The organism is Flavobacterium poyangense, assembly GCF_011751075.1.
In the GTDB taxonomy this organism is placed as follows: domain Bacteria; phylum Bacteroidota; class Bacteroidia; order Flavobacteriales; family Flavobacteriaceae; genus Flavobacterium; species Flavobacterium poyangense.
Window position 1 is genome coordinate 137,847 of the sequence record NZ_JAALLN010000008.1, and the last position, 17,086, is coordinate 154,932.

A 17,086-nucleotide genomic window follows, 5' to 3' on the forward strand; every position below is an offset into this window, starting at 1 on the left:
TAAGCTTTACTTTATTAGTTTGGTGTGTTGGTTTCGAGATTTGGGATTTTAATTGTGAATGTAGTACCGATACCTATTTCAGATTGAACATTGATCTCGCCATTGAGTTTACTAACGGCCTCTTTTACAATATACAATCCTAATCCGGAGCCAACCGATTTGTGTGATACCCGATAAAACATATTAAATATTTTCGTTTGAAATTCTTTATCGATACCTATACCATTGTCCTGAATTTCAATTCTGGTTTCGGTTTGCGTTGTATCTACTTTAATACGAACAAAAGGGGTTTCCGTTTTTGGATTTTGATATCGAATAGCATTTGACACAAGATTGTTAAAAATGGTAATCAGACGATTTTTATCCGAGTAAATAACCTTTTGACCCGTAATTTCAATTTTAAAATCTACCATTCTGTTGTTGTCGCCTATGAATTTTAAATTCTGCGTCACATCATTCAAAATAGCAGCAAAATTTATCTTTTCTATAGCAACTTCCATACGGGAATTTCTCGAGTAATCAAGAATATCACAAATAAAACTATCCAGTTTTTTTGCACTTACATTGAGCATTTTAAGATGTTCCAGTGTTAATTCCTCGCTAGTATCCTCTTTGGCAATTTCAATAAGGCCCAACATTGAATTCAGTGGTGCACGCAAATCATGAGATGTACTGTAGACAAAACGATCCAGTTCGTAATTAGCGGTTCGTAACTCCTGATTTTCAATTTCACGTTTATTAAAAATGAGTTCTATATTAGTCTCGCTGTATTTCTTAAATTGATACGCCCATAACCCGCAAATAGAAAAAATAACGCCTGCCAGTATCATGTGAATAATAAAGGTTTGCAGCGACATATAATCTAACTGAGAAAAATAAATTTTATCATAACCAATGTATTGAAAATAGCCAAACAGGCCATGATGGATAGCAACAACCAACATAAGTGGTATTTGCAATTTCCAGTTTTGATACGTAATTAATATAGCACTTGCAATAAAAGCCATAAAATGCATTTCGAACAGACCATGCATCTGGTAAATAAACTGGGCCATGAAAATTCCTAATACAACACTAAGTACATACTGATACAAATTGGACTCAGGCATGGCTATTTTTGTGGAATAGTACGCAAGCAATAATAACCCTCCAACTCCAATTGCAATTTGCCATGTATCATAATAAAAAGCAAGGAGCAAGCCAACAATAAAAAAACCGATCAGAAAATAATTAATTAAATCATCTGATTTTCGCTTAATTACTAAAAAAAAATCCTGAATATGCTCAGCTTGTCCGTACTCCTCAATTACTTGGCTCATTTTTTTAGATTTGGGGTTGTTCTTTTTTCTTTTAATTGTGGCTTATAAGAAAATAACCTCTCCTAAGTAATTGAGAAGCTTTGAAAATTTTGGCTTTAAGAGTATATAAAATTTATGTTTTTAGAAAAATAACTAACAACATCCCACCAAATTATACAAAAAATAACACAATTCAAAACTTTTATTAGGATAATCCATATGATAAATTATAAAACTCTCGAGATGCAAAATACGTACTGCCCCCCTACAAAAGCATCTCCTTTTAACAGATTATAAAACAGGCTACTACAAGTAACAATCTCGTTTTTCCTGAACCCAAAGAGCCAATTATTTGGGCAAGTTCACCAGTTTAAAATCAAATTATTGCAAGTCTTACTGCTGTAATTAGAATGTCACCGGTTTGATACTCCTTACAAACCGCTCTTTTTTCTCTAATAACGTTACTTCTCGAAGTAATTTCTTCCATGATTTTATGTTATGCCTTAACGTAATGTTTCAAAGTCTTAATAGAGGTCGATTGTGATTTTAGAATCATTATTTAAAACATAAATTGAGCAATCACGGAATGTTGGTGCACCTCCTTCCGGTTTAAAATTTGTACTGTTTCCTAAAGGTTCTTTTGGTATTCCCAACCAGTTACTTGCCAGACTGCCACTATTGTCCAGATCTTGAAAAACGGTAATCGCATAAATTCCTCTCGGCAAATCAATCTGAAACTTTACAGTGCCTTGATTTGCCTGTAGCACCTTAGTAAAATAGGCTCTTTTAAGGAAATTTTCTTTTTTGTTATAAACATTGAGAACAACTGTCCCCTTCCCTTCTTGAACATTAGTCACATTGACATTCATTTTTACCTCTTGTGCACTAGTAAACGATGCTCCTAATATTAGAGCTCCCAAAACTGATTTTTTCATTTTCTTCTTTTAATTTATTTGTTATTGAATTTATTCTTTAGATTTTAATACCATCCTTATTTTCCAAAACGATACGTCAGCATCATTTTTACATAAGGTATTTCCTTAGTGCTATAGTTACTAATCGTATCATTTTTAGAGTCATAAAGTGTATATTTATTCGCAAATGCAATACCGCCTTGCAGCTGAAGCCAAAAACCATCAAAAAGCCGTTGATTAAGTTGCAAACCACCATGAATAGCTGAGAACTGAGCATAATCAATCTCTTTGCCTTCCTCGTTCTTGTAGTTTTGTAAATTATGAAGTGTCCAATCTATCGATCCTGCCACACCAACTTGTGTGTTGGGACCCAGATTTCGAAAAGCATTTACTCTTGGCCAATATACCTGAGCAAACCATTTACCGTTGTTACTCTTATAATCGAGAGAGATGGCAGGGGTTATCAAAAACTTTCCAAAGGCATACATAACATGAGGGCCAATCCCGATTTCGAGATTTGATTTTTCTCCAAACTTTCTCGAAACCCCAAAAATGCCATCGAATACCATATCATTCAATGAAAATGAACTTTTAAAATCGGAAGCAACGGTAGGTATTATAACTCCAAAAGCGGCCCATCTTTTCCCGTAAGGATGTCGCACTACAATAGTAGGTTTAATCTCTTGTATTTTGGTGATATAATTCGGACTAACTGTGATATTCTTATCAAATGTAAAGTCCAAAATACGATAGTTGACAGTCCCCAAAACACGTGTTTGTCCAATTCTAAAAGAAGGTATTGGCAACCAAAAATCGTACGTATTGTATTTGAATTTATTTTCATCGTACAGGCTTCCGTAAGGCAAGTTCTTAAAGCCGCTTTTTCCGTGTACAGTAATGCCAATCCCGGCGCCGTCGGTTATTAATTGAGCGTAAAACTTATTTGGAAGACCAATAAACAAGGTTAATAAAACCAGTGAGTACACTTTTTTCAAAATAACATTTATTAAATTTAAACACACGAGCTGTATAAGCCCTCTAAGATTTTCTTAGGGCAAAGATGTGGTTAAAACAATAATTGTTGTTAGGATTTAGTTTGCCGTTATTCGGACAAATCGTGCATAAAAGAACTGCGATACTGTGAAGGAGTTGTACCCGTTACTTTTTTAAAAAGTCGCCCAAAATAAGAAGGATCTTCATAATTCAATTCAAAAGCAATTTCTGAAATGTCTTTCGTGAGATCTTGAAGAAGTATTTGGCTTTGCAGTATACTGACATTATTGATCCATTCTTTTGGTGCTATTCCGGTCGTTTGCTTAATACACCTATTGAGATAATTTACAGAGATTTTTAATTTGTCGGCATAAAAAGATACCGACTTATCGGTACTATGATATTTATAAACCAGCTCCTTAAAAGAAAAAGTGATTTCGTTACCACGATGCACCTTCTTATTAAGCTCTTTGTCTGAAGCAATAATTTTCTGAAAGGCAGCTTGCATAAGCGAATAACAAATTTCGATATTGGAATTTTCATCCCGGAACTCCTGACCTAACACGTCAAACAAGGAATTAAGCCATGAACTTGTTTCTTTTGAAAGTTTGATAACAGCATTAGTAGCAAAAATCTGTATCAACTCATGTTTCGACAAAATGTGATTGAGAACACTTTCTTCAAACAAAATAAAATGACCGGTAATAGTAGGATCAATGTGTTTCATTGCCGTAATATGCCCTTGTTTTACAAACAAAACATCATGCTCTGTTATTGTTATTAGCTCATTGTCTACTTGTTGTTTCGCATTTCCCTTAGTGACATGAACCATAAAATTGTAATCCGGTCTGAAAAGTGGGGTTGGAATTTGTATGTATTCTGTTGTAGTATTCAAATCATAGATTTGCAAAGGCGTTTTTAAGAAATCAAAATCTAAAGAAGCATCAGACATAAATTGTCTTGGAAATTCTTCTGATGATATGATTTTAATATTCTTACTCACCATACAAACATAAGTATTTAATTATAGAATTCTTAAAAACTAAAGTACTCTTTAACAACTTCTTTTGTCGTTATCAGAGTCAAATATTAAACACAAAAAAAGCAACTCCACAAAAATTAACCCGACCAAGTCTCTGCCAGGAATACAATTATAAGGTCAGATCAACATTTTTTCTTTAGAAACTATATTGACTTTGAAATTGTACTGACCTTATCGACACAATCATTTTTGCCTGCTAAAATCACATACTTTAGAAAATAAACAACAGAACTATTCGCGCTAAAAAGAAGATTTGCTTTTTCCTAAAAAATTGTAAAATCTCGTTACACAATGGTTTTGTAACTTCATTTATAAAATAAAACCCTCTATTTAATTATTTAATAAGTAGTATTATTTTCACAACAACTACTTTTAATATACTTTAAAACTTACTATTTATACAAAAATAGATTTTCATTTTAGTAAACTTAGAATATATAAAAACATGGGAATTGAAGAAGCCAAAAAAAAAATAAATACTGCCAGATCTGAAAATTCAGATACATTAATATTATCTTCATTAGAACTCTCTTCGAAAGATATAAAAAGGTTGATACCCGATATAGTAAAAACGAATGTTACTAAATTGTATCTAAACCGCAATCCGTTTCAGGATCTTCCTAAATCTGTAGACCAACTAAAAAAGCTTACTTTCCTTTCTATAAATGGAAGAGATTTTGAGACTATACCCAAATCCATAGGCAAACTAAAAAATCTTAAACAACTGTTTCTTTGGGGGAATCTTGAGGCTGTAGCCAAGTCTATAGGCAATCTTAGAAACCTTAACATACTAGAAATAGAAGGATATAGTCTTAAATCTTTACCCAATTCTATAGGTAATCTAAAAAATCTTAAAGAACTAGAAATAAAAGGAAATAATCTTAAGTCTTTACCCAAGACTATAGGTAATCTAGAAAATCTTAAAAAACTAGAAATAAATGGAAATAATCTTAAGTCTTTACCCGAGACTATAGGCCATCTTACAAATCTTAACAAACTAAGAATAAAAGGAAACAGTTTTACTGCTTTACCCGATTCTATATTCACTTTACCAAATCTTACACACCTAGTTATCTCAGGAAACAATCTTACGACTTTTCCCAGGTCCATAGACAATCTGATCAATCTTACAGAACTAGAAATAAGAGGAAACAATTTTACAGCTTTACCCGATTCTATACTCATGCTGCCAAATCTTACCTATCTAGGTTTCTCTGGAAACAATTTTACGGCTTTTCCCGAGTGCAAAGACAAACTAAAGAATCTTACAGAACTAGGTGTATCAGGAAATCGTTTTACGACTTTACCCCAATCAATAGGCAATCTAAACAATCTTAAAGAATTACATCTATCGCATTCAGCTATCAGAGAGCTGCCTGAAACTTTAAGTCGTTTACGAAATCTTCAAACTATTGACCTTACTAATTGCCCTCTTTCCTACGAAACAATGACTTGGCTCAATCATACTTTTTCACCAGGAATAGTTACTTATAATATGGCTGCCCAAAGCGATAATCAATCTGCTAAAGAAATAGTAAAGATGCTGTACACGGACTCAGACGAACAGAAATCTGTCATGGATAAAATTAAAAACTGCGATCTGGATTCAGTAAGTGTTATTTATGGCGGTTCGCAAACACAGATAAAACCTGCCAAAGAAATTATAAATGAATTTTTGAGTAACGTGTCTATTCATAGTCAGCATGACCTGGAGTTTTACGGCCCTCCGATTAAAAGCACCTTAGACAGCATCTTAAACGAAAAACGCTTCATCAAAGAAAAAAGAGCCAACAACCTGGCCATAATGACCACTCGCATGGGAGACTGCCCTACGCCAATAAGAGAGGCATTGATGCAAGAAGCCGTTAAACATCTCCTGATAGGGCAAGAATCATTGTCGGAAATAAATCAGACTGTTATAGAAAGAGAAGCAATCAGAGACGTCACAAGTAAATTGAAAGGATACCGACCAAATGAAAAAATAGAACAGTCGTACGGTTTGATAAATTCTATTTACCTAAGCCAAGCAGAAGAAAACCCAAAAAATCCAAATCTTCAGATTATTGGGCAAAGAATCCGGTTGCCTTCTATAACTCCCTATCCTGAATTTGCTTTTCAACAAATACAAAGTAATTCCGAATTAATTGAACGTTTTGTTGCTATGGTCTGCCAAACAAATGAAACTAATCAACCTATACTCGATAACGGTAAGTATCATTTAGATCACAACAAGATAAAAAAAATAAAAGACCAATATATAGCACAATTTGGATTTGAAACCGGGCAACAAAAAGAAATAAAGAAGCATCTGGATATGTACTCACAGGAAATAACTGAATTTATCAAAGAAAATAAGGAATTAGCCACCGAGTACTATCAAGAGGCTGAACATCTACTGAATACATCTACTCACAAAGAACAACTAAAGGAACTGCTGGCAAAAGGGAATATAAAGGAAATGTATGAAAAATTTTTATCTCAAAAAAAATCGGAAATCCTAACATTTCTAAACGAAAAGAAAAATCTAAAACCACAACTGGACAGGTTTACAGCGCCAATAAATGAAAAAGATCACCAACGTCGACCAAAAAGCCCCGACCAATCAGATAAAAAGCAGAGCAAGGAAACTCATTTAACACTGAGAAGATAAGGCAATAGTACAAAACACCGCTTTTGCTGAACCAGAGTTAAACTGCTTATTCATTTTTTTAATGCGGATGAATCAGTAGTAAATCCATAGCTATGTTTTATCCATTATTTCAGATATTTCAGGGCTAAAACAACCGATAATTAATCAAATACGGACAATAATCAAATCTATATTTGTCAGCAAAATAGATTAATTTATCTTAGAATTCTCTTAATTTAAGTAAAATAGTTAAAAGTTTAATAATTTAATAAACTGACCCAATATATCCGATCAGTTTAAAACGATCAAACTCTATTAAATTTTAAAATTAATAGCATATAATAAAGCACAAGTTTAAACAAGTGCATTTTCTTACGGTTGTAATATTTAAATCCAAAAATTAATGTCAAAATATAATTTTATAGTAGCAGATGATCATGTAGTAGTTCGAAATGGGTTAGCCGCTTTTATTAAAGGTTTTTATCCCTCTTCAACGATAAATAAGGTGTCCACATTTGGGGAGATTTTAAAATTGGTAAGTTTTGAAAAAGTGAATTTGCTTATTCTTGACGTAAATTTTTCAAATAAAACGAGTCTTTCCGTTATACCGATAATCAAGGGACTTCAGCCCTCTATAAATATTTTAATTTACTCCGCTTTTGATGAAAACATATTTGCCGTACGTTATATTAGTGCAGGCGCTAGTGGGTATTTAAATAAAATGGGAAGTGAAACTGAATTAAAGCAAGCTATAGATGCAGTGCTCATTTCTGGTAGGTACATGAGTAATAGTATTCAGAATAAAATATTAAATGCAGTTATTCTTAAGAAACCCTCCAATCCATTTGAACAATTATCTAACAGAGAAATTGAAATTGCTAAATTATACGTGGAAGGCTTTGGCAACAATTCTATTTCTGATGTTCTAAGTTTAAAAAAATCAACTGTCAGTACTTATAAGAATAGAATTTTTGAAAAACTAGATATAAACTCACTTTCTGATTTGATTAATTTATATAATGTTTACATAAGTATCTAAAAACAAACTAAACTCTTTTAAATCAATTACAGATATAAATCAGGACAAATCTGTTTTCTTTCCATAAGTTCAATTTCTTCCGCAACTCATTTTTGACAAGTTAACAGTTTAATACTTGTCTAAATCAGTTAGAATTTTTCACTTCTTGGGAGCAATTTCATGATTTTTAATCACTTTTCGGCTAAGGAGAGCCTGAGAGAGGTTTGTTAATTATTATAGCTTCACACTAATCCAAATCCTATCATTAAGAATTTGGAAAAATGCAACTTGTGTAGTCGTTTATACAAAAAGCTTATCACAATCCATATTTTTTACTATTTAGAAATTTGCTAAATCATTTAATATTGCCACTGCGATTATTTTTTTTAAATCAATTTAGGCTATAATTTTCATCCGTTTCAATTACTTCATCACCCTCAATTTTAGCTAATTCATTGTCAATAATGATACTTATTTCTTCCGTAATTCTCTTGAAGTTTAAACCAATGTACAAATCCAAATCTTCCGGGAGTTGTTGATTTTTAGGCAACTCTTTTTTCTGGATGCTTTGTCTCCCTTTATCAGGCACAATAGTTCCTCTAAATATTTTTCTATCTAACTCCTGTCCAAAGTTATCAGCCAGCAACCCTACAAACTCACCTTGTGACAACTGAGAGATTCTGGATTGTGGTAAGATATATTCAAACTGCTCATTTATACTTACAGATGTCACACTACTATCCATAGAGATATTTTTGATATTTTGCACTGACTTACCAAAAATTTCTTGTAATTCCTTAGCCGTATTACTTTTTACTGCTCCACTAAAAACGTTTCCGGCAATATTAAAAATTGTTTGTGCAGCTTTATCTCCATAATCTCTTTTTAATTGTTCTAAGTCTTGAAAACCAAGAACTGTACATACTTTATTAGACCTTGCAGTTGCCATTAAATTATCTAATCCCATAAAATATAAAGTAGGTAATTCATCTAAAATAAGTGAGGATGGTGATCTGTTATGTACATTTATTAATTTCATTAATTGTGTAACAATAAGTCCTAAGGCAGGAGCATTTGTTTTTTGTGTTTTTGGATCGTTTGCAAGAACCAGAATAGACTCTTTATTGAGGAGGTTAATGTTAATATCAATATTCATTTCCGGATAAACGTTATTACCCATCACCCAAAAAAGTTCTTTAGTGGCAATTTGTGATAATGGAATTCGAGCAGATGCGGTTTGACCGGACAATTGCTCATATGCTTTTTTTTCAAGTGCATCTTTAAATGGGGTTAAAAAAAAAGCCAATTCAGGCTCAGTCTCCAATAACTTAAAAACATTTTCATCGCTTTGCGAAGCCAATGCTATTGCATGCGGAAGGGTACAAAATTTACCTCTCTCATACAATTTCAGGTAATAAATACATGCCGCAAAATAAGATATAGCAGACTGTGCAAAGAAATCTTTCTTTTCAATCCATTCTTTATTTAGGTTAAAAAGAACCGTTTGCGAAGCTTCAATAGCATCGCTTGTTCTTCTGATTAAATCCGGGGCAATAGGGTTAACAAAATGTGAATATTGAATATCATCAAAATTAATAATTTTAAAATCATACTCACTTTTAGCATCTTTATAAAAATCATAAGACACTTGCGTTAAGGAAGGAAATTTAAAATCGTAAATCATAAATGAAAATTTCTTTATCATTTGCTGTCTTATAAATTCTTCTATAATCGAGTACGTTTTACCTGAACCGGGATTTCCCATAACAATAGAGCCTCTAAACGGATTAATAATGTTAATCCACCCCTCTTTCATTTTTAGGTTTACCGAATACTCATTAGTCATCTTCTTTTTTTCCTGAGCAAAAATTTCATTATTTTCATTAAACTGATTACTCTTGTCAAAATAGGAGAAATAGCGTCTGAAGATTATAATCGAAGTAATAAACAGAAAAGCCGAAAAAACAGTTAGAATCAGATACAAAACAGGGAATTCTGTAAAACAAGAACTTACAAGATTGAGACTTAAAAGAAGTAATACCACTAAAAGACTATAATGTTTATACTTGGATACTTTTGCAATCTTTCTTACATGAATTCCTGCTGAACACAGAAAAAAAACGGATAGGTAAATTATTTTAATATTAATTTTATTCCTACATAAGAAACCACTTTTTTGGCAAATAAATTTTTGACCTGCGTTTAATTCCGGGATATCCAAATACATTGTAACATCAAAAGCCACCAACAAAAAACCAATTAAAAAACCAAAGATAATTAAAGAATCCATCGAATATTTATCGCCACTATTTGCCATTTTTATTTGTTTTAATTAGTGATCGGATTGTACTGTTTACTCTAACACTTTTTTGCTTAGTCGTTTGAAGCAATAAATAAGCTATAACTCCACCCTCTTTTTTGAATTTCTTTTCAAATCTCAAATTTAATAGTGCCAAACTAATTACTACGAAGGATAACAATAATGACTTCGCGATCATAATTAGTGCCAATAATACAAAACCTAACGTAATTACTGCCGTTTGTATACTCAGTCCAAAAACTACCGGATTAGATTCCAAACACTTAGGAATACTTATTACTTTTTTTGCAATATTGTCTGTAGAGTCCATAATTAATTTATTTGGATACAAATGATTTTATAGAAGAAAGTTTATTTGAGATTTTCGAAAATGCAGTCGCAGCTCCTCCCGAATGCGGACTTCCTAATGGACTTCCACCATTAATTAAAAATTCGCAAAATCTAGGTACTTTAAAAAATAAAAAAATAGAGGAAATTTGAACAGCGACGACAACAAAAAAGGAGGTAAAATTTTGAGAATCTACCCTTGTTAAAATTATTAGATATTTCAAAATAAAGATAAAGGGTTCCCATAAAAGAATGGCTAAAAAAGATAAAGACCAATTCATAAAAGACTTTTCATTTCCGGGTATAAGGGAGAACATTACTGAAAAATATCCCATAATATAATATATGGCAATTGTTAACGCTTGTTTTATTAGCATATACGTAGCAATAAAGCTACCTATAAAATAAATGAGCAAATGCAATAACTCAATCAAAGGATTTACTTGTAATACATCATACAATCGGTCATCTGTTCGGGTCATAGAAGAATTAAACCTACCATCAAAGCCATTTATATCCATACCGGACAAATCGAGAATAGATTTTTGAATAATATCAGACAAAATCTTCATAGGTACTAACATAAAAAATTCGACAAGAGGGTTGTATAAAACAACACCTGCTAAAACTAAACAAGGCCTCACAATTACATATGGGTCTAAGCCTTTTTCAGGATTTATCATACTTAATACAACTTTATAGACAACAAAAATCAACACCAAAACACCCGCAAAAGTTGACAAGTACATATGCATTTCATTAATTAAGAGTTGAAATTGATCTATAAAATCCATTCTCATTTTAAGAATAAAATCGTTTGTAGATACTTGTAATAAAGTCATGTTTTTAAGGTGTTTTTACCAATTTGAAAAAATAATCCGATAAAGGCTAATAATTTTGTAATGTTAAAATCTATTTTACTTAAATCAGCATAAACTTCAAGATATTCTAATGCTAATTTTTGGCAAGCCACTCTATAATATCCCTCACCATCTATAAAAAATGTTCCAATCCCTAACAAAGTCAAAACTCTTTTTTCTAATCTTTTGGTTCTTTCTTTTATAGCTACAAACTCTCTTAAGTCATGTCTAAAACCGGGTGCATAATGGGCAGGCAAAATTAGCCCCCTTTTAGAATCGATTCTATCTATAAGCATTCTGGAGGCACTTGCTAATGTATTTAAGCTATTAACACTTCCAATTATAGATTTTCGCCATTTACCAAGGCGGTCTTTTTCTTCTTTAATAATAGCAGGAATTATCTCGTTAGCCTCTTCATTTTTAAAAGCTACAGCTGCTCCCACCTTCCCCGGTATAGCGACCCCTCTAATTGCAGCTGCGCTTGGGTCATAAACATGATTAATTATTTGTTGCCCTTTGGACGGATAACAAACTGTAAAAAATAAAACAATCAAAATGTTTCTTCTCATTATTTTTCCTGAGTTTTGATAATACTATTTAAAAAAAACTACTCGAATGACTTATTAAATATATATTTCATAAATAAATTTTAAATTGTGAGGTATAATGCTCTATCAATAATATCTAATAGCAGAATTTTTCGTTCCCCTTCCGTCATATAATTATCAGTCTTAAAGACCGTTTTTAATTCTGCTTTTAAGGTTCTTATTTTATTGGTTTGCGTAAATGCAATTAATCGACTCTTAGTTGCTATTTTTGACAAACCCGGTATGTTTCCGGAAATGGAACTCTTAGCTACAATATAGTCTATACATTCATCCAAAAAATGATCAATCTCCTTTTGCCTCAAGTTCATTGACGAACTAATGGTTTCCAGACTTTTTTCATAATCAACGACCAAATCTTTTGATAATTGAACTTCAGTGGCCATCAAACTTACTTTTGGAATCATTTTAAGATCTTCAGAAGCTGCTCTATTTTCTTGTGAATGCGCCAACGGATCCGGAAAATAAGTACTATAAGGACCTACGTTTATAACAATCTGCGAATTAACGCTCCAGGTAAAAATCAGATATAAAAATATACTCATTTTCATAGCTTAAAATAAATTAAAAGCCCGCTGTGCAATTGTTAAATTTTCTAAAGTATCATCCAACTCTTTCTCTATTTTTTCTAATTCTGAAACAATGTCTAAAGTTGTTTTTAATAAGTTTCCATTGTTCGAAAAATCATTGCCTACATCTTTACCTATACTATCTAAATAGTTGTTATACATTATCCATTTACGTTTATTCTTTTTTTTTTCCTGTTAAATAATAAAGGAACTTTATTATTTATATCATCAAGTCTAGATAATTTTAATCGAATACCTTTAATAATGTTATCTCTTTCAAAAGCAGCATCAAAAATTCCCATCAAACCATAATACGGTATTTGTTTTCTTAATTCTGTATTTAATTTTACCATTTCATTTTTTACATTCGTTTCGGCTGTATTAATTAAAGCCAATACAGCAACATTAGCACTAGCTGAAGTTTCAGCTTCCCATAATCTAACAATAATTTGGCTGTAATTAGTGGTACTATTTAAAAGTAAACCAACAAACAGTAAATGTTTTAAATTGAAAATCATAGATCTAAACTTATTATTTCATTTACTTTATCAGTTGATAAAGTTGTTGTTTTTGCCAATAAGGATGCCAAAATGACAAAAGCTGCATTTCTGTGTGCATTCTCATTTGTCTTTTTGAGTTTAGCCAGCATTTTTCGATCCAGCGAATACAATTCTTGTGTATTTGCATTTCTACTATTGCCATTTCTAGTTAAGTCAATTTGAACTGCAATCGCATTATTTATAGCCAATTCTCTAATAAAATATTCATTTTTTGCAGCTGTCATGTAAAACGGTACCGGAGCTACTGTTGCACCTCCTAACAAAATATTATTTATAAACAAATTTGCACCTATAGGGACTTTTAAACTTCTGTCATGCTTATTTTCTTCGAATTCCTTAATTCGCGTCTGTATTTTACTTTCTTTTATATCCTTTAATCCTTCATATATAGTCGTTTGTCCGGCTAAAATGGCGATATTGTGGGCCTCTTTTTTAGCCAATATTTTTAACAAACCCTTATCTGTATTTATTATTTGGACATTAATTACTAAAAATTGGGAAAATGCATTAAATGAAACAAATAAAAACACACCTAAAAATATCATTTTTTTATAGCTTTTCATCTTTCACATACTGGGTCTAACATTCTTTAAATTCGGTAAAGATTTACTTCTGGCGAGAGAAGAATTACTTCTTCTTAATTTTACTGCGCTTTCACTTAATTTTATAATTGGTTTGGTAAGCCCATCAAATTTTAAATTATTTTTTTGAGATTCATTAGATGTTGATTTTGCTCTTTCTACCGGTATAATATCAATTTTCGAAACAGAATCTGATCTGGTTTTTAATTGTTTTAAGGAGGCTGCATCCATTTCCAGCGAACTGGTTTTGGCTCTCTTTTGCATTTTTGAATCATCTTTTCTTTGTCTCATCTTATCTGCAATATTTTTATAAGCTTTTTTAGTCAATTTTAAAATAGGCTTTCTAACAGCGACTAACAACGCTACAATACCTAATAGTATTCCAATTCCTCCCATTGCCAATAATACTGCAGACAATGCTATAAGAGCTATTCCCTTTAAAGCTCCTTTTAATTTTCCGCCAAATGATTTTTTTTTATTAAGATTCTCACCTCCTTTTAAATCATTTTGCTTTTGCTCTAGAGTTTCATCTGTTTTCATCTGTTTTCATTTTTAGCTTTTTAATTTTTTACTCACATCGTTTACCTTGTCATTTAAAGTAGTTCCAAGCATTTTTTTTAATTTATCTCTTTTTTCATTTTCAAAAACTGCGAAACCATATTTATTAATAAAATCCTGCCATTCTTCTAAAGAAAAATAATTGCCTTTTCTATTATCTAAAAAAGCAGGTACACTTTTTAAATTATTGATAAACGAATCTGCTTTTTTTGATTCCATTTGATTTATCCGACTCAGTAACAAACAAAATGATGCTATGTATAAATCCCATTCTTCTGAAAAATTGAAATGGTCCTGAAAGAGAATCGCATTAATTAATTCCAGAGTTTCCTGCTTTTCATAATCTTCTAAAATAAGCAAAGTCAACAAAAATATTAAAATACCTCCCTGGGGACTTGGACATGATTTTAATTTAGTTAATATCAGTATCACCTCCTTTTCGTCTTTTATTTTAAACCAATTATCCATATACTAAGTCCCCCTCTTATCCAAAAAATCTTCAAACGCCATTTTAATATTTCCATTTTTTTTATAAGTCTTGTAAATGGTTTCATTCTCATCACCGTTAGACGAATAACAAGCATATCTTTGAGGGGATACTTTTACTTTATAAATGTTAGAAAGACTGCCCATTTTAATAAAAACCTCTCCCTTATCTGTAGCATATAGCTTAGAAACATCAGCTTCCGTAAAAGATAAGTGTTGATAAAATTTATCTTTAAGAGACAATTTCTTTTTATGAGAAAGCAGTAAAAAAGTGTCAGTATTATTGATCATTGCCGGCCCGGCATCTGTACTAATAATATCATCAATATCCTGAGTCGCAATTGCTATTTCGCCATAAAACTTACGAATCGTTTTATACAAATATTTAATAAAACCAACCATTTCACCTTGTGAAAGAGGTTTCCAGCACTCGTCAATAAATATTGATTTTTTGATCCCCGGCAAATTTCTTATTTTATCCATTGTAGTTTCAATCAAGAGCATAATTACAAGTGGAAATAATATAGGATGATCTTTAATATTATCTAATTCAAAAACAATAAATCTCTTATGCAAGAAATTCATTCTGACTTCCGCATTTAAAATAAAATTATAATCTCCATCCTTATAAAAATCAGCTGTAGAGAAAAGAAAGCTTTTTTTATTAAAGAACAGACTCCCTCCCTCTATATTATGTTCTGAAACAAATTCATAAAAAGTATTAAAACACGGTTTAATGGTATCATCATCTTGTATCTTTTGAAAAAAATCATCTAAATATTTTGACAAAACATTCTTTTCTTCTCTAGTAGGTTTGTTATCTGATCCCTTCCATAAAAACAGAAGTAAAGAGACTAAAAACTCCTTTTTATCTAAGCTATATTCCTCAAAATCAAAAGGATTAAATCTTAAAGGATTATCTATTTCGTACTCCAGATAATCTCCTCCAACAAGATAGCAAAGCTTTTTATAGGAGTTTCCTATATCCATTATAATGATATGATGTCCTTGCTCATAATATTGACTCACAATATGATTTACCAAAAAAGATTTACCGGTGCCGGATGGGCCAAATATTAACCTGTTTCGGTTCACAATTAGTCCTTTTTTTAATGGGCTATCCCACAAATCTACTCTTACCGGTTCTTCGTGTACAGTGTCACAAAATAATATACCATTGGTCGATTTTGTAGTTGTTGTTTCTAAATTTAAAAATGTACTTATTGCTTCTGTTGGAAGTATAAATCTATGAACCTTATTGATATTTGAGCAATTTCCCGGGCAATTTGCCTGAAAAAAATCTTTACAGGAAGCGGTTAAATAATTTAGATGTAAATTTGACTTTTGAAATTCTTTTCGAGCCAAATCTACATTACTCTCTAAATCTTTATATTGAGAATCCCATAAAAACATACTAAAATTGGCTTTAGCATATGCTATTTTGTTTTTTTCACCCTCATTTAAATACTCATCCAGCGTCTCATTCGATATCTTATTAAATCTTGAAAGACTTCTTAAACTTTTAAATTTATTGGACTTATTTTCAATCTCTTTTTTAACACCCTCAAATTCATCTATATAAACAACTTGATTGTAAAGATGGTTACATGAAAGTCCAAAAACATAATTATGAGTAAAAGGTATCATAAAATCCGTTCTGTCAGTAGAATAGGATTTGTCCTTGTCGTATCTGGAAAAAGAAATGGGTAAATCTGAACAATTTTCTAATGAAAATATTTTTACAAAATTATCCTTTATTCGAAATTCTTTATCAAAAGAAATCTCATAATCTTCCTCCTCAAATAATTCGGTAGTACATAAAGAAAAATAAGTGTTCAATAAATCTATAATTTCATTTTCATCTAATCGTTTAACTTCAAAAAAACTGGAAAAATTTAATTTGTTTACAAATGATTCAGCACTTTTAATAAAAGCTTTTATTTCTCTTTCTTTTGATGATTCTTTCTTTTTTGTATTTGAAATATTAAGTCTGCTATACGTTAAAATTAGATAACATTCATGTTTTAAAATAGCACTTTCATAGAAAAACTTATTATCCGATCTTGGAAGATATTCAGCAGCTGTTGTAACCGGAATTTTATTATCATTCTTAAAAAAATAATCCTGCTTTTGAAAAATAGTTCCGGGAAGCAAATTTTCAAGACCATTACTTATACTGTCAGAAATAGAATCCAAACTAACTTTATCTAACGAAAATACCTCTGACAAACCTACTTTAAAAGCAAGACTAATATCTCCATTTTTTGAAATGATCATATCATCATCAATGGTTAAAACAGGAAAAAAAGAGGCAAAATCTATCATA

The 17,086-nt window shown here is 31.3% G+C and carries 17 protein-coding genes; 2 read left to right on the top strand and 15 right to left on the bottom strand.

The genetic code is table 11. The features are described from left to right. Positions 1-14: 14 nt before the first annotated feature. From G3A47_RS14130 to G3A47_RS14145, 4 genes are all read right to left on the bottom strand, one after another. A complete protein-coding gene (locus G3A47_RS14130) occupies positions 15-1,319 on the bottom strand; it encodes a sensor histidine kinase (RefSeq protein ID WP_166923391.1) in 1,305 nt (434 codons plus the stop codon). Between the two features lie 503 nt (positions 1,320-1,822). After that, positions 1,823-2,233 carry a DUF2141 domain-containing protein gene (locus G3A47_RS14135; protein ID WP_166923393.1) on the bottom strand — a complete coding sequence of 137 codons (411 nt, stop codon included), beginning with the start codon at positions 2,231-2,233 and terminating at the stop codon, positions 1,823-1,825. 56 nt (positions 2,234-2,289) lie between these two features. Beyond that, positions 2,290-3,198, bottom strand: coding sequence for a DUF6268 family outer membrane beta-barrel protein (locus G3A47_RS14140; RefSeq protein ID WP_243860468.1), 909 nt, complete (start codon positions 3,196-3,198; stop codon positions 2,290-2,292). A gap of 116 nt (positions 3,199-3,314) precedes the next feature. Further along, positions 3,315-4,211, bottom strand: a complete 897-nt coding sequence (locus tag G3A47_RS14145) for a helix-turn-helix domain-containing protein (protein WP_166923398.1) — start codon at positions 4,209-4,211, stop codon at positions 3,315-3,317. A gap of 481 nt (positions 4,212-4,692) precedes the next feature. On the opposite strand from G3A47_RS14145, the gene G3A47_RS14150 reads away from it, so the two are divergent. Both G3A47_RS14150 and G3A47_RS14155 read left to right on the top strand, forming a co-directional pair. Then, on the top strand, positions 4,693-6,897 hold the full coding sequence (locus G3A47_RS14150; protein WP_166923400.1) for a leucine-rich repeat domain-containing protein: 2,205 nt from the start codon (positions 4,693-4,695) through the stop codon (positions 6,895-6,897). 382 nt (positions 6,898-7,279) lie between these two features. Then, positions 7,280-7,915 carry a response regulator gene (locus tag G3A47_RS14155; protein WP_166923402.1) on the top strand — a complete coding sequence of 212 codons (636 nt, stop codon included), beginning with the start codon at positions 7,280-7,282 and terminating at the stop codon, positions 7,913-7,915. A gap of 370 nt (positions 7,916-8,285) precedes the next feature. Here G3A47_RS14155 and G3A47_RS14160 read toward each other — a convergent pair whose 3' ends face one another. From G3A47_RS14160 to G3A47_RS14210, 11 genes are all read right to left on the bottom strand, one after another. Continuing rightward, positions 8,286-10,211: a type IV secretory system conjugative DNA transfer family protein gene (locus tag G3A47_RS14160; protein WP_166923404.1), complete on the bottom strand. Its 1,926-nt coding sequence runs from the start codon at positions 10,209-10,211 to the stop codon at positions 8,286-8,288. Next, entirely contained in the window at positions 10,201-10,524 is a 324-nt protein-coding gene (locus G3A47_RS14165) for a hypothetical protein (protein WP_166923406.1), read from the bottom strand. The genes G3A47_RS14160 and G3A47_RS14165 overlap by 11 nt, the downstream gene beginning before the upstream one ends. Before the next feature lie 7 nt (positions 10,525-10,531). Beyond that, complete coding sequence (locus G3A47_RS14170; protein WP_166923408.1) at positions 10,532-11,383, bottom strand: hypothetical protein; 852 nt, start codon at positions 11,381-11,383, stop codon at positions 10,532-10,534. After that, positions 11,380-11,970, bottom strand: a complete 591-nt coding sequence (locus G3A47_RS14175; RefSeq protein ID WP_166923410.1) for a hypothetical protein — start codon at positions 11,968-11,970, stop codon at positions 11,380-11,382. Before G3A47_RS14175 ends, G3A47_RS14170 begins: the two co-directional genes overlap by 4 nt. Before the next feature lie 80 nt (positions 11,971-12,050). Then, positions 12,051-12,551 (bottom strand): hypothetical protein, encoded by a 501-nt coding sequence (locus G3A47_RS14180; RefSeq protein WP_166923412.1) that lies wholly within the window; start codon positions 12,549-12,551, stop codon positions 12,051-12,053. Positions 12,552-12,560: 9 nt separating this feature from the next. Beyond that, the gene (locus G3A47_RS14185; protein ID WP_166923414.1) at positions 12,561-12,737 is read right to left on the bottom strand and encodes a hypothetical protein; all 177 of its coding nucleotides are present in this window, start codon (positions 12,735-12,737) and stop codon (positions 12,561-12,563) included. Then, positions 12,737-13,093: a hypothetical protein gene (locus tag G3A47_RS14190; protein WP_166923416.1), complete on the bottom strand. Its 357-nt coding sequence runs from the start codon at positions 13,091-13,093 to the stop codon at positions 12,737-12,739. The genes G3A47_RS14185 and G3A47_RS14190 overlap by 1 nt, the downstream gene beginning before the upstream one ends. Beyond that, positions 13,090-13,698 carry a hypothetical protein gene (locus G3A47_RS14195; protein WP_166923418.1) on the bottom strand — a complete coding sequence of 203 codons (609 nt, stop codon included), beginning with the start codon at positions 13,696-13,698 and terminating at the stop codon, positions 13,090-13,092. The genes G3A47_RS14190 and G3A47_RS14195 overlap by 4 nt, the downstream gene beginning before the upstream one ends. A gap of 3 nt (positions 13,699-13,701) precedes the next feature. Then, entirely contained in the window at positions 13,702-14,256 is a 555-nt protein-coding gene (locus tag G3A47_RS14200; RefSeq protein ID WP_166923420.1) for a hypothetical protein, read from the bottom strand. 12 nt (positions 14,257-14,268) lie between these two features. After that, positions 14,269-14,742 carry a hypothetical protein gene (locus G3A47_RS14205; RefSeq protein ID WP_166923422.1) on the bottom strand — a complete coding sequence of 158 codons (474 nt, stop codon included), beginning with the start codon at positions 14,740-14,742 and terminating at the stop codon, positions 14,269-14,271. Positions 14,743-14,745: 3 nt separating this feature from the next. Continuing rightward, a complete protein-coding gene (locus tag G3A47_RS14210) occupies positions 14,746-17,085 on the bottom strand; it encodes a TraG family conjugative transposon ATPase (protein ID WP_166923424.1) in 2,340 nt (779 codons plus the stop codon). Position 17,086: the final 1 nt, after the last annotated feature.